At 59.6% G+C, this 14,402-nt stretch carries 9 protein-coding genes; 3 read left to right on the forward strand and 6 right to left on the reverse strand.

Annotated features, from left to right (window positions below; all coding sequences use genetic code 11):
- The first annotated feature begins 265 nt into the window (after window positions 1-265).
- Window positions 266-4,168: a carboxypeptidase-like regulatory domain-containing protein gene (locus HDF09_RS18220; protein WP_183768889.1), complete on the forward strand. Its 3,903-nt coding sequence runs from the start codon at window positions 266-268 to the stop codon at window positions 4,166-4,168.
- Window positions 4,169-4,317: 149 nt separating this feature from the next.
- On the opposite strand, the gene eutC is transcribed toward HDF09_RS18220, so the two are convergent.
- A complete protein-coding gene (gene eutC / locus HDF09_RS18225; RefSeq protein WP_183768890.1) occupies window positions 4,318-5,127 on the reverse strand; it encodes an ethanolamine ammonia-lyase subunit EutC in 810 nt (269 codons plus the stop codon).
- A gap of 230 nt (window positions 5,128-5,357) precedes the next feature.
- On the opposite strand from eutC, the gene HDF09_RS18230 reads away from it, so the two are divergent.
- Window positions 5,358-7,148 carry an ABC transporter ATP-binding protein gene (locus HDF09_RS18230; protein WP_183768891.1) on the forward strand — a complete coding sequence of 597 codons (1,791 nt, stop codon included), beginning with the start codon at window positions 5,358-5,360 and terminating at the stop codon, window positions 7,146-7,148.
- A gap of 85 nt (window positions 7,149-7,233) precedes the next feature.
- On the forward strand, window positions 7,234-8,238 hold the full coding sequence (locus tag HDF09_RS18235) for a phospholipase D-like domain-containing protein (RefSeq protein WP_183768892.1): 1,005 nt from the start codon (window positions 7,234-7,236) through the stop codon (window positions 8,236-8,238).
- Between the two features lie 26 nt (window positions 8,239-8,264).
- On the opposite strand, the gene HDF09_RS18240 is transcribed toward HDF09_RS18235, so the two are convergent.
- The 5 genes from HDF09_RS18240 to HDF09_RS18260 all read right to left on the reverse strand — a co-directional run bounded on the left by HDF09_RS18240 (window position 8,265) and on the right by HDF09_RS18260 (window position 14,258).
- Entirely contained in the window at window positions 8,265-8,711 is a 447-nt protein-coding gene (locus HDF09_RS18240; protein WP_183768893.1) for a hypothetical protein, read from the reverse strand.
- 88 nt (window positions 8,712-8,799) lie between these two features.
- A complete protein-coding gene (locus tag HDF09_RS18245; protein WP_183768894.1) occupies window positions 8,800-10,167 on the reverse strand; it encodes an ethanolamine ammonia-lyase subunit EutB in 1,368 nt (455 codons plus the stop codon).
- A 491-nt stretch (window positions 10,168-10,658) separates the two neighbouring features.
- A complete protein-coding gene (locus HDF09_RS18250) occupies window positions 10,659-12,758 on the reverse strand; it encodes an EAL domain-containing protein (protein ID WP_260181740.1) in 2,100 nt (699 codons plus the stop codon).
- Entirely contained in the window at window positions 12,751-13,707 is a 957-nt protein-coding gene (locus HDF09_RS18255; protein ID WP_183768895.1) for an epimerase, read from the reverse strand. Before HDF09_RS18255 ends, HDF09_RS18250 begins: the two co-directional genes overlap by 8 nt.
- Entirely contained in the window at window positions 13,704-14,258 is a 555-nt protein-coding gene (locus HDF09_RS18260; protein WP_260181741.1) for an SRPBCC family protein, read from the reverse strand. Before HDF09_RS18260 ends, HDF09_RS18255 begins: the two co-directional genes overlap by 4 nt.
- Between the last annotated feature and the right edge of the window lie 144 nt (window positions 14,259-14,402).

The raw sequence follows: 14,402 nt of genomic DNA on the forward strand, positions 1-14,402 counted from the left end.
GAGATATTCTTTCGCAAGCCATCGGTGAGGGCGGCGACGATTTTTCTTCGCAATTTTGACAACTTCAGATATGCTCATTTCCATTCCAAGTTCACATAGCAAACTGAATTTCACCTGTCGCGAAGTTTAAGTTCACAGTTGCCTGGGCGTCGTTACCACGGGTCCGCCGTGCTGCATCGCTGCATTCGTGTCTTCCGGATTGGCTACTTTCAGACAAAAGAAAACTGTTTCGGTTCAAGCTGCACTACTTCAGGAGCCAGAGATTATGACTAAGCGGTTGCGTCTTTCCTTCCTCGTCCTTGTTTGCCAGATGATGTGTGTGCTTCTGGTTTGTCCTGTGTTTGGGCAGCAGACGCTTGGCGGCCTGACGGGGGTGGTGACCGATTCTCAGGGTGGGATCTTGCAGGGCACGGTGGTGACTGCGGTGGGCGATCAGACGGGTTTGACCCGGACCCAGACGGCGGGGAGCAATGGGTTTTATGACTTTGCGAATCTGCCGATTGGGACTTATACGCTTTCGTTTACGAAGGAAGGTTTTCAGACGCAGAAGATGAGCGCGGTTCCGGTGCAGAGCGACCGGACGGGAACGGTGAATGCGAGTTTGAGTGTGGGCGCGGTGAATACGGTGGTGAGCGTGGACGCGGTGCCGCTGCTGAACGCGGTGGATACGACGAACGGGTACATTCTGGATAGAGCGCAGATCGAATCGATACCGCAGCCGACGGGGAGTTTTACGGGGTTGGCGATTCTGTCGCCGGGTGTGAACGCGGAGCTGCCGGGTGGGACGGGAGCTCAGTCTGGACTGGGGAATCTGCCGATCTGGGCGAATGGCCAGCGGGACACGAGCAACAGCTTCTCGATCAACGGCGTGGACGCGAGCAGCCTGTTCAACGGGAAGAGTACGAGCCAGGTCGGCTCGCAGCGCGTGATCAACAGTACAGGCGCTTCGACCACGCAGGGCGGTGCGGGGGTGATTCAGACGGTCGCCTCGGTTTATCTTTCGATTGGCAATGCGATTCCGACGCCGGCTCCGGAGACGATCCAGGAGGTTCGGGTGAACGCGTCGATGTATGACGCCCAGCAGGGTTCTACTTCTGGTGCGCACATCGATGTGAGTACTGCTTCGGGCACCAACTCGTATCACGGCACGGCGTACGGGCGTCGTGGAACGAACTGGATCAACGCGGCGCCGTTTTTTTTGAAGAATAATCCGCTGCTCGCGAATGATCCGAAGGATGAGAATCCTGAACTGCATCGCTATATTGCAGGGGGCACCTTTGGTGGTCCGATTATCAAGAACAAACTGTTTGGCTTTGTGTCGTATCAGCACCTGCAGGTGTCGGATCAGGAGATCGGCGACAACTTCATCAATGTGCCGGTTGGCCTATCGGATAACAATCGCGATGCTGCGGGTTTCGCGAACATGGTGAACGGTTCATTTGGTACGGGTCTTACCGCTGCCAATATTGATAAGACAGCGTTGGCTTTGTTCAACTCGCCTTCGCTTCCTGGTGAGCCGGGCAAGTGGCTTGTGCCGAATGACACGGGATCTTCGACCATGTCTGCCTCTCACCCCTACAACGCTTTCCTTCCGGGAACTGGCCGCTTCAAGGCCGATATGGCGGTGGCCAATCTTGACTACAACATCTCAAGCAAAGACACGCTTTCGCTGAAGTATTTCTATCAGCATGATCCGACGCTGGCTCCCTATGCCTACTCCAGTGTTCCGGGATTTACCGAACACCTAGACTCAGGCGCGCAGGTCTTTTCGATCATCAACACTTATCTGGTGAAGTCGAATCTGAGTACGACGGAGAGCTTAGGGTTTCTTCGCGAGAAGACCTGGGTGGATAACGAGCAGCCCTTCGGTCCGAGTGCGATTCCCGGAGGCTCGCAGGGTACGGTTTCGATCAATGAGTTTGGGTCGAATTACTTTCCCGGCGTGTCGATTGTGAATGTGCTGGGCAGCGCTCAAGGCCAGTACGGTCTGGTTAGCAACGGCATCCTCAACATTGGCCCGAATGCGGAGGGGCAGGCACCTAACACGGGCGCGTTCCAGAATCGCTGGCAGCCGTCGGGGAATGCTATCTGGACGTTGGGCAAGCACACGGTGAGCTTTGGAACCAGCTATAGCTACACGCAGCTGAACACGATCGACAAGCGCACGGGAACGGGTACTGTCGCGACAGACGATCTGAGCGCCTATGCCCAAGGCTATGTGACACCTGGCAGCGCTTCGACGGCGTTTTATGTCAGTTCGTTTCTACAGGGTGATGCGAGCCGTTACTACCGGGCAAAGCAGGTGGGAAGTTATGTGCAGGACAAATTTCAATTTACTCCCACGCTTTCGATTACCGCCGGGCTGCGCTACGACTGGAACGGCGGCCTGACGGAGAAGAACGGACGCATCTTCAATTTCGACCCCACGCTCTATAGCTACAATCAGGCGTCGGATACGATCGTCAATCCAGGCTTCATTATTGCGAGCAATAACAAGAACGGGACCAGCGGCGTGAGTCCGACGACACTGACGGGCCGGCAGTGGGGAGTTGGTCCGCGGCTGGGCGCGGCGTGGCAGCCGGAGAGGTTCGGGGGGAAGGTGGTGGTGCGTTCGGGGTTCGGGATGTACTACGACCGCGGCGAACTGTTCAGCTACTTCTCCCCTGGCTATGCGATTGGAACCGTCACGGGCGGGCCTTTCGGGGTGAATCAGCAGCTTCCGTTCGTGACGGCTCAGAGCTGCCCAGTTCAAAGCTTCTACAGTGGCTTTATTCCCACCTGCGGTGGGGCAGATGGCGGCGCTCCGACCGCAGCCAGCGGCAACCTTGCTAATCCTTATACAAATATCCAGAATGCGCCTCCAACGAATCCCAAGTCTTCCGACCTGAGCAACTACCTTCCGAATATCGCGAGCATCAGCAATGGCGGGCAGCCGATTTCGCTGGGCGTCTACGATCGCGCGAACAAGCTGCCTTACACGTTCAACTACACGCTTGATATTCAGTGGCAGCCGCGCAATGACCTTGCGGTCACGCTGGGCTACGTTGGTAATCTTGGCCGGCATCAGGTGATTCCGGTTCCCTTCAATCAGCCAGGAATCGCGTCACCTTCCGCGGCGATTCACGGGGAACACTACTCATATGGGTACAACGTTGAGGGAGCGAATTTGCCCGACGGGAGTGGTTATGATTTCGACTACGAAGGCGGCAACATCGATCATCGCGTTCCTTATATCGGCTATGCAGCAGAGTCGATCGACTACAAGGCTGCCGGAGTAGATGCCTATAACGCATTAACGGCGCATATCGAAAAGCGTATGAGCCATGGCTTGCAAGTTGCAGCATCCTATACGTACTCTCACGCGCTCGACGAGCAGAGCGGTCTGGGACTTTTCTACAACGGCAACAACCCACTGAATCTGCGCGATGGGTACGCTTCGGCGGACTTTGATCGCACGCACGTCATCAACTTCAACTACGTCTACAGGCTGCCCGACTTCGTTCACAGCCACAATATTGAGAGCTATTTCACGAATGGGTGGTCTCTGGTGGGGCTTACGATTCTGCAAAGCGGTCAACCTTATAGCGTCATCGACTTTAGCGGAGCTGTGGGTAGCATCTACTACAGCACGAGCAATGGCATCACCAACCCCATCGTTCCGTTGGCTCCTGGCTGTAATGCGAAGAACGCGAAGACCGGCCACTCGGGGGCCTTCAATCCGAATGGCGACCCAAATCTGAATGCGCTCAAGGCATCGTGCTTTACGCTTCCTCTTCTGCAGGCAGGCGGACTAAACGGCGCAGTTCCAACGTCTGATCCTTACGAGACCGGCTTTACGACGGGCCAGCGTAATATCTTCCGTCAGGCTTTCCAGAAGCGCGCGGATGCCTCGCTGATGAAGGTGACGAAGTTCTCGGAGCGATACAGTCTCACTTATACATTTGATGTTTACAACCTAACGAATACGAGCAGCTTCGATGTACCAGGGAATGAAGTATCGCAGAACGTGAACTTTAACCCGCTTCCGGTTGCCGGGACACCGGTTCTACCTACTTCCTGCGATGCCACCAACGCAGGCTTCTACAACTGCCCGAGTGGGCTTGGTACGGTGACGCACACGATTGGGAGCCCGCGACAGATACAGATGGCGCTGCGGTTTTTGTTCTAACTTTTAATTGTGTTTGGGAAGAGCTGTCCTGCCGGACGGGCCCGCTGCGCGCGGGGCGGTCACTTCGTGACGCGTATACCTTGTTTGGTGAAAGTTGCTGTTGAGGGCCCTCCCGTTGGTCGGGATTAGCGGGGCTGCGCTACTGCCTTTCAGGGATTCAGTTGGGGCTGGGTGGTCTCTTTGAGGGTGGTGCCGGTTAGCTGCAGGCGATGGGCTTCGGCGCAGTAGAAGGCTATGCGGGCGGCGGCGGTGGCGTAGTCGAGGCCGGCGGTGCGGATATTGGAGATGCAGTTGCGGTCGGCGTCGGTGCGGCCGGGGGCGGGGTTCCAGGTGATGTAGGCGCCGAGGGAGTCGGGGGAGCTGAGGCCGGGGCGCTCGCCGATGAGGATGAGAGAGAGACGGGCTTGGAGGAGGGAGCCTATTTGGTCGGCGATGGCTACACGGGCCTGCGTGGCGATGCAGACGGGGCCGAGGGTTTGGTTTTGCGGAAGGGCGGGGAGGAGCGCGGCGAGGAGAGGGATGGCGTGGTGCTCGACTGCGGTGGCGGAGAGACCGTCGGCGAGGACGATGACCAAGTCGCAGGGGGAGGGGTGGAGGAGAGCGGCGGAGGCTGGGGCGAGGGTGCGGCCGAGGTCGGGGCGGTGGAGGTAGGAGACGCGGTCGGGGGCGGCGCTGGCGAGGGTGAGGATTGGGGCGGTCAGGGACGGGAGTTCGGTGCGCAGGCGGTTGGCGAGGTGTTCGGGGGCGAGTGCGGCGTGGACGGCGTCGCGGGCCTGGGCGTGTGCTAGCTGGAAGTCGAGGATGTCTGTGGTGGTGAGGCTGACGCCGGTGCGGTGGAGGGCGACTCGGGCGGGCGTGTAGTTGCGTAGGGACAGGGCCGGGGTGGTGGCTGGGATTTCGAGATCCTCCAGCTTCGTTTCGGGGTTGGTTGTTTCGTCGTTGGTGGATTCGTTGGTCATAGTTGGTGTGCGTTTCCAGGGATCTGTTGCGAGGGTCTGAGGATCGATGATAGACCGTGCGCTGAGTGACGGGAGTTGTTCGGGGTGTTGGTTCGGGTAGGATGTTGGTCTGACTCGATCGCTGCGAAACAAAGCTTGTTGGAGAGATGCGGTTGATTTCTACTTGAAGGACCGATGGTGAGATGGCGGCAGGAAGTCTTCAGGGATTTTGATTTAGACAGGGCCTCCTTATGTTGCGGTTTATTGGAAGTCTAATCCGGCCTTATCGCGGCACGCTGGTGGGGATCTTTCTGGCGATGCTGGTGGAAACGGTGATGAGCCTTGCGACGCCGTGGCCGTTGAAGATCATTCTGGATAATGTGGTGGGCGACCACAGGATGGCTCCGTGGCTGCACCGGTTGATCGGGCCATTGCTCGAGAGCGGATCGCGGCTGCATGTGGCGGCGCTGGCGGCGTTGGCGTTTGTGGTGATCTCGCTGCTGGGTGCGGTGGCTTCTTACATCGACAACTACTACACGGAGAGCGTGGGGCAGTGGGTGGCGCATGATCTGCGGATGAAGATGTACGAGCATCTGCAGCGGCTTTCGCTGGGGTACTACAACACGCATGCGACGGGAACGATTCTGAGCACGATTACGGCGGATATTCAGACGATCGAAGGGTTTGCTTCGTCTTCGACCTTGAATATTCTCGTGGATCTGCTGACGATTGTCTGCATGCTGGGGTTGATGTTCTGGCTGAACTGGGACTTCACTCTGATTGCTGTCGGGGTTACGCCGTTTCTTCTGCTGTTTGTTTCGCGGTTCAAGAAGGCGGTGAAGAAGGCGACGCGTGAGGTTCGGAAGGAGCAGAGCGAGATTGTTGCGGTGGTGCAGCAGGGGCTTGAGTCGATCCAGGCGGTGAAGGCGTTTGGGCAGGAGGAGACCGAGCAGGCGCAGCTGCAGCTGGTGAGCGAGGCTACGGTGAGTGCGGCGTTGAAAGCGCGGAGTGTGAAAGCGTTATTGTCGCCGGTGGTGACGATTACGGTGGCGCTGTGTACGGCGGTGGTGCTGTGGCGCGGGGCGGGGCTGATTCTGGCGAAGACGATGACGGTGGGAGAGCTGACGGTGTATCTGGCTTACCTGGCGAAGTTCTTCAAGCCGGTGAAGGATCTGGCGACGACGACGAATGCGGTGGCGCAGGCTGCCGTGGGGACCGAGCGTATTCGAGAGATTCTGGAGACGGATACGATTATTCCGGAGAAGGAGGATGGGCTTGCGCCGGAGACGGTTGCGGGGGCGATCGAGTTGGAGCATGTGGCGTTTGGATATGATCCAGAGACTCCGATTTTGACGGATGTGAGCTTCAAGATCGGGGCGGGGCAGTTTGTGGGGATCGTGGGGCCGACGGGGAGTGGGAAGTCGACGGTGGTGAGTTTGATTCCGCGGTTTTACGATGTGCAGTCGGGAACGGTGAAGATCGATGGCGAAGATGTGCGAGGTTATAAGCTGAAGTCGCTGCGCGAGAAGATTGGATATGTGCTGCAGGATACGGTGCTGTTTCGCGGGACGATCTTGGAGAATATTGCGTTTGGACGGCCTTCGGCTACGAAGGAGGAGGTAGTTGCGGCGGCGAAGCTGGCCAATGCGGATGAGTTCATTTCGAAGATGCCGCTGGGGTACGAGACGATGGTGGGGGAGCGGGGATCGACGCTGTCGGGTGGGCAGAGGCAGAGGATCGGGATTGCGCGGGTGATGGTGCGGAACAGCCCGATTCTGCTGCTGGATGAGCCGACGGCGGCGCTTGATAGCGAGTCGGAGAAGCTGGTGATCGATGCGCTGGAGAAGTTGATGGAGGGGCGGACGGTGATTGCGATCGCTCATCGGCTGAGCACGATTCGGGATGCGAATCAGATTATTGTGATCGACGGCGGCGTGGTGGCGGAGAATGGGACGCATGAGGAGTTGATGGCGAGCAATGGGATTTATGCGGCGCTGCATCGGACGCAGTTCGACGGTGGGCTGGACAAGGTGATGGCTTAAATGGACGGGTAGTTGTGTTTGGCAGTGAGAGGCTGTAGAAGAGATCAACGCCGGTTCCTGAAATTAGTAGTTGAGGGAAGAGACTATGTCGCGCTCGGTGATTGTTTTGCCTGACGATTCTGCCCAACCGATTCTGGACGCCATTCATGGGGCGAAGGAGTCGATCCGGGTAAAGATGTTTGTGTTTTCGGATCCGACTCTGCTGCAGGCGGTGACTGCCGCGCATCAGCGTGGGGTGAACGTGCGGGTGATGCTGAACCCGGAGAGGCGGGACGGCGAGAAGGAGAATGGCGAGTCGCGGATTGCGTTGACTGACGCGGGGATTGAGGTGCTGGATAGCAATCCGTGCTTCGATCTGACGCATGAGAAGTCGATGGTGATCGATGACAGGATGGCGTTTGTCGAGTCACTGAACTGGGAGACGAAGAATCTTACCGAGACGCGGGACTATGCGATTGTGACGACGCATAAGCACGAGGTCGAAGAGGTGATGGAGTGCTTCGACGCGGACTGGAAGCGGGAGGACTTCAAGGCGGGGGATCACTCGCATCTGATCTGGTGTATCGGCAATGGGCGGCAGCGGCTGGGGCAGCTGATCGATGAGGCGAAGAAGTCACTGTGGCTGCAGAATGAGCGGTATCAGGACCCGACGATCATTGAACACCTGGTGAGGGCGAATCAGCGGGGGGTGAAGGTTCATATTATGGCGCGGCCTCCGCATAAGCTGAAGAAAGACAAGCTGATTGAGGGCGTGAGCGGGCTGAGGGTGCTCGAAGATATTGGCGTGAAGATTCACAAGCTGAAACACATCAAGCTACATGCGAAGCTGCTGCTGGCGGATGAGGAGCGCGCGATTATTGGGTCGATCAATCTTGCTCCGGGGAGCTTCGACAGCCGTCGGGAGTTGGCGATTGAGGTGAGAGACGATCACATCCTTGATCGTTTACTCAAGACGGTTCGGCATGACTGGGAGAACTCGACGCGGCTGGATTTGAGCGATGAGGGGCTGCTGGCGGAGTTGGAGCAGTACGATCCGAATGTTGCGGAGGATCTGGGGTTGGAGACGCACAAGGGTGGGAAGAAGTGTTGAGCTTGTGAGGCTGACGGATGTCGTGGTTATCGAGAAAAATGGGTGACGGTGAGCGCGATTGGGAGCCCTACAAAGAAGATATGAATGACAAGCTGGGTGATGAAGGCCCTTGGCGAGAACTCTCTTTTGGGGGCAGCTGAGAGCGGAACTACGATGCGGCTCATAACCACATGAACGACGATGCCGTAGAGTGTGCCGTAAAGGATGGGTTTTTCTATCAGGATCGGTAGTTTGATGCTCATCGCGTAGTAGATCGCAGCGACGGCCAAGGCGATGAGGAAGTGGAAGATCAGTCCGAGCGTGGCGGTTCTTTTGCCTCCTTTGAAAACGGAGGGTCCCAAAGCACCGCTGGCAATGCCCTGCCATAGTCTTTCAAGCGGCAGGCCTTGCAGTGCAAAGAGCGTCGAGGTTGCGGTTATGTCCAGGACTCCAGCGAACAAGCCCGCGAGCGTAATTGTTTCTGTGCCATTCATTCGTGAAGCAAGTTACGTGGGTTCGATCTGCTTTGTTCCGTCGCATCTTTTTTTTGGTTCTCGTCGGCGACGCAAATGGAGCGAATCGTTACGGATCAGGGAGCATGGCTGGTAGGTGAAGCCGGTGGGGGGCGGGGGTGTTGAGCCAGGCTTCGAACTCGGGGGCGGGGCGGAGGTTGAGGAGGCGGCGGAGGTAGAGGGCGTCGTGGAAGGAGGTGCTCTGGTAGTTGAGCATGATGTCGTCTGCTCCGGGGACGCCCATGATGTAGTTGACGCCGGCGGCGCCGAGCATGGTGAGGAGAGCGTCCATGTCGTCCTGGTCGGCTTCGGCGTGGTTGGTGTAGCAGATGTCGCAACCCATGGGGAGGCCGAGGAGTTTGCCGCAGAAGTGGTCTTCGAGGCCTGCGCGGAGGATCTGCTTGCCGTCGTAGAGGTACTCGGGGCCGATGAAGCCTACGACGGTGTTGACGAGCATGGGGTTGAAGTGGCGGGCTACGGCGTAGGCGCGGGCTTCGAGGGTTTGCTGGTCTACATTATGATGCGCGCCCGCGCTTAGGCTGCTGCCTTGTCCGGTTTCGAAGTACATGATGTTGGGGGTGGGGTTCTCTGGTGCGCGGTTGAGGCTGCGGGCTTGCTGGTGGGCTTCTTCGAGGAGGGCGAGGTTGATGCCGAAGCTGGTGTTGGTGGCTTCGGTGCCTCCGACGGATTGGAAGAGGAGGTCGAGCGGCGCGCCTTGCTGCATGGCCTGCATCTGCGTGGTGAGGTGGGCGAGGACGCAGGATTGGGTGGGGATGTCGTAGCGGCGGCGGATGTGATCGACGAGGTGGAGCAGGTTGGTGAGGGTGGCGACGTTGTCGGAGACGGGGTTGATGCCGATGACGGCGTCGCCTGAGCCGAGAAGGAGGCCGTCGAGGATGGAGGCGGCGATGCCGGCTGGGTCGTCGGTGGGGTGGTTGGGTTGGAGGCGGGTGGAGAGGCGGCCCGGGAGGCCTACGGTGGTGCGGAACTTTGTGACGACGGAGATTTTGCGGGCTACGAGGATGAGGTCTTGGAGGCGCATGAGTTTGGAGACGGCGGCGGCCATCTCCGGGGTGAGGCCGGGGGCGAGGGCGGCGAGGCTGGCGGGGGTGGCGGCGTCCGAGAGGAGATGATCACGGAGTTCGCCTACGGTGAGGCTGGAGATGGGGGCGAAGGCGGTGGTGGCGGCGGGAGTGCGGCTGGTGTCGAGGATGAGGCGAGTGACTTCGTCGGTCTCGTAGGGGATGATGGCTTCGTTGAGGAAGTGGGTGAGGGGGAGATCGGCGAGGGCGTGCTGCGCGGCTACGCGTTGCTGGGCGGAGGTGGCGGCGATGCCTGCAAGCTCGTCGCCGGAGCGGGCGGGGGTGGCTTTGGCGAGGAGATCGGCGAGGGAGTCGAAGGTGTAGCGGACGCTCGCTATGGTGTGGGCGTGGGCCATTGGGTACTACGCTAGCAGGTTGGAAGCGGTATTAGAGCGGGGGTAGCGGATGTTGCGTTTGTTTTGCTGCCATGACTGCAACGACAAATACACGGGCGAAATACAGGGATCTCTCCACTGCGTCGCGCGATGAGACGTGCGACTCCGGTCGAGATGGCGATTTTTTTGGGGGTGAAGAACGAGCAAAGTGCAAAGGCAAAATACCAAAAAGCAGATTCCTGTGGGATGACAAACAAAAGAACAAGCAACGACGAGATAGAAGCAGGTGCAAGTGCAAAAGATAGCTGGGGAGGAGTTTACATTCCCACCCATCGCAAAGTGCGCGATGGATGGGTCACCCGATGGATTGTGGTTGAGTGGCTAAGAACAGCCAACGACCAATACAGGGATCGCTCCACTGCGTCGCGCGATGAGGCTGCGCGACTCCGGTCGAGAGGACGAATTTTGGAGGATGGCGCGTGGATTTGGTTTTTGGTGCGGGACGTTGTGGCTTATTGGTGGGTTTCGAGTTTGATTTTGAGGACGGTGTTGAGGTCGGAGAGGCGTTGCATCTCGCGTTTGTCTTCGTCGATGTCCTGGATGGCGACGACGCCGCCGGAGACTTTGCCGTCCGGGTCGAGAACGGGAGCGCCGGTGAGGCTGATCCAAGCACTTGAACCGTCACTGTGGAAGCGGAGGTACTCGGTTGGGCCGATGGATTTTCCTCCCATGATGGCGTTGGCGAGCGGGTGGTCCTGGTCCTGATCAATATTCCGTGTGGATTTCGTGTTGGGTCCTGGGGTGAACGAGATGGACTCTCTGCAGTAGTCGTCGATCATGGCTGGAGCAGTTTCGGTGCTGCGAAGGATCTCCTCGGCTCGCGGGTTACTCATGACGACACGGCCGTCGGGTGCTTCGGCGATGACGATCCCTACTGGAACTGCGTCGAAGACCGCCTTGAGACGAGCTTCGCTGCGGCGGAGGGCCTCCTCGGCGCTTCTCTGGTCGTTGATGTCCTCGACGGTGCCGTACCAGCGGATGATTTTGCCGTCCTTTCCGCGGCGTGCGGTTGCGCGAGCGCGCATCCAGCGCCAGGTGCCATCGACGCGATGGATGCGGTACTGAACATCGAGTGGGCGACCGGTGCGGAGGGATTCTGTCCAGATGCGGGAGGTTGATTTGACGTCGTCGGGGTGGAGGGCGCGGATCCAACCGGTTCCGAGAGAGTCCGGGACGGAAAGGCCAGTGAGGCTCTCCCATCTTTGACTGGCGTCGAGGATCATGCCTTGGGGGTCGGCGGTCCAGGGGACCTGGGGGTTGAGCTCGACTGTATGGCGGTAGTGGTCTTCGCTTTCGGCGAGGGCTTGTTCGGCCTGCTTGCGGCGGGTGATATCGACGACGGAGACGGAGACTCCGATGACCTCATCGGCCTCGTCGCGGGCGGGGTGGAAGGAGATGAGATGAGTGCGTTTTTCGTTGAGGGGATTGGGGTCCGGGTAGCAGATTTCGAGGTCGTTGCTGGCTTGTCCATTGAGGGCGCGCAGCAGATAGGGCTCGCAGAGGGGGAAGACGGACGGCATGACCTCGGAGATGTAGCGGCCGAGGTGCGCGGCTACGGGGAGGTGATGCATTCCGGCGAGGCGCTTGTTGACGCTGACGTAACGGAGGTTGCGATCGACGAAACAGAGGCCGACGGGGACACCATCGTAGATGGCATTGAGCTGGGCGAGGCGTTGGGTGGGAAGAGCTTCGAGGCGGAGGGGGAGGGTGGAGTCGGCTACGGGGGAGCGCGGCTCGGGGACGGGAGGGACGGGGTCGAGCCTGGCGGCGAGGACCTCGGGGAGTTGCTCGGGGGGGACGGGGCGACCGTAGAGCCAGCCCTGGCCGAGGTCGCAGCCGAGCCAGAGGAGCATGTCGGCTGTGGTTTGGCTTTCGATGCCTTCGGCTACGGTGGTGAGGCTGAGACTGTTGCCGAGGCCGACGATGGCGGCGGCGATCTTGCGGCTCTCGCGGGTGTGGCCCATGGAGCGGACGAAGCTGGCGTCGATTTTGAGCTCGTCGAAGGGGAGGGACTGGAGGTGGCGGAGGCTGGAGTAGCCGGTGCCGAAGTCGTCGAGGGCGAGACGGGAGCCTTGCTCTTTGAGTTCGGTGGCGATGCGGTAGGCTTGCTCGGTGTTGCCGACGAGGGCGCTCTCGGTGATCTCGAGGATGAGGCGGTTGAGGGGGAAGCTGGCCTGCTCGGCGGCGGCGCGGATGTGTTTGGGGAGGGAGAAGTCGGTGAGCTGGGTGAGGGAGATATTGACCGAGAGGGTGAGGTGCTCGGGGATGTCTTTGGCGGCGGTGAAGACGGCTCGGAGGAGATTGCCGGTGAGTAGACCGTTGAGGCCGGCGTCTTCGGCGAGGGGGATGAATTCGTTGGGAGTGATGAGGCCGCGGTTGGGATGCAGCCAGCGCGCGAGGACCTCGAATCCGCTGAGCAGGCCCGTGCGCAGCTCAACCAGCGGTTGAAAGTACGGAATGATTTCGTTCTTCTCAAGCGCTCTACGCAGAGCGTTCGCGTCTTCCGCAGCCATGGCAACGACGATACTACGGCCCGGATGCAAGTTATACATGGAATTTTCGGGATCGCCATCTGGCGACGAGATCGCGGGCGGCGGAGGGCCAGTCGGGGTAAGTGAACTGGAAGCCGGTGTTGAGGAGACGGCCGGGGATGACCTGGCGGCTTTTGAGGATGAGCTCGGATTCGGTGCGCAGGAGGAAGGTGCCGATCTCGAGCATCCACGGTGCTGTGGGTAGACCGATGCGAGCGCCCCAGGCTTCGCGGAGGATGCGGAGGAAGTCGCGATTGGGGAGGGGATTTGGCGAGGCGAGGTTGACTGGGCCGGTGATGGCCGGGGTGGCGATGAGGAACTCGACGGCGCGGAGGAAGTCGGCCTCGTGGATCCAGGAGACGAATTGAGTGCCGGGTGCGTTGGTGCCGCCGAGGCCGTGGCGAACGAGACTGAGAAAGACGGCGAAGACTCCTCCGGGATCGGGGCTGAAGGTCATGGCGCTGCGTAAGGCGACTTTGCGGGTGCGTGGGAGTGGGGTCGAGAAGAAGGAGGACTCCCAGGCTTTGGCTACTTCGATGGAGAAGTTCCAGGTGTCGGGTGCGCCGGGCTCGTTGCCGCCGAGTTCGCCGGTGGCCTCGTCCATGGGGCGGTCGAGGGAGTGGCGATAGATGGTGGCGGTACTGGCGTTGAGCCAGATGGTGGGTGGGTGCTTGAGGGAGGCGATGGCTTCGTCGAGGATTTTTGTGGAGAGGACGCGGGATTCGAAGATGGCGCGGCGGTTGGCGGGAGTGTAACGGCAGTTGACGCTGCGGCCGGCGAGGTTGATACAGACGTCGCTCTGTTCGAGTTCGACGATCCATGGGCCGGTGGTGAGGCCGTTCCAGGGGACGATGCGCCAGGGAGCGGTGTGTGGGGTGCGGCTGAAGACGACGGTGTGGCCCTGGTGGTGAAGATGACGGGCGAGGATGTGGCCTACCTGACCGGTGCCGCCGGGGATGACTATCTTCATGGGCGCGTTTGCCTCTGCGCTGTTTTGTTGGTTGATGCGGGTGCGGTCTGGGTTGGCGTGTCGCTCTGGGTTGGCAGATAACTCTGCCAGTCGGAGGACTCGGCGAGCTGCTTGATGACTGCGTTTCGTTCGCGGACGAGTGACAGCATGTAGTTGCGGAGAAAGAGCACTTCGGCAAGGGGCCCGAGGATGGGCAGGGGAGCGGAGATGCGGAGGAGATCCTGCATCTCGGTTGCGCCGGAGGGGAGGGTGCGGAAGATGTGATCGGTCTGCATGGAACGGAAGATTCCCTTGACCATGGTGACCTGGAAGTAGGTTGGTGGTTCGATGGCCGTGACTTCGTTGGTGAGGTTTTGCCAGGTGCCGAAGTGTTTGGCGCGCCAGGTGACCTGGTCGGAGAGATTGGTGAGGCCGGAGGTGAGGCCGGCGATCGCGAGGGCTTGCTCGCCGCCGTGGATGTTGGCGAGGAAATGGACCTCGACGCTGCGGGAGAGATCGAAGCAGCGTTGGATGGGGGCTGTGATCGTTGTGATCTCGTCGATGTGGATCATCGTCGGTGTTTCCTCTCCAGCAAGAGTAAATGTGTGCCACGAAGGCGCTTTCGGAGGGAGTGGTTGGGGAGGATAATTTTTTGTGGTTGTGCTAACTAATGGATTAGTTGGTCGTCTCTCCTTTGAGTAAATTCTTACTTCTTC

Origin of the sequence: Edaphobacter lichenicola (assembly GCF_014201315.1) — a bacterium.
Taxonomy (GTDB): Bacteria; Acidobacteriota; Terriglobia; order Terriglobales; family Acidobacteriaceae; genus Edaphobacter; species Edaphobacter lichenicola_B.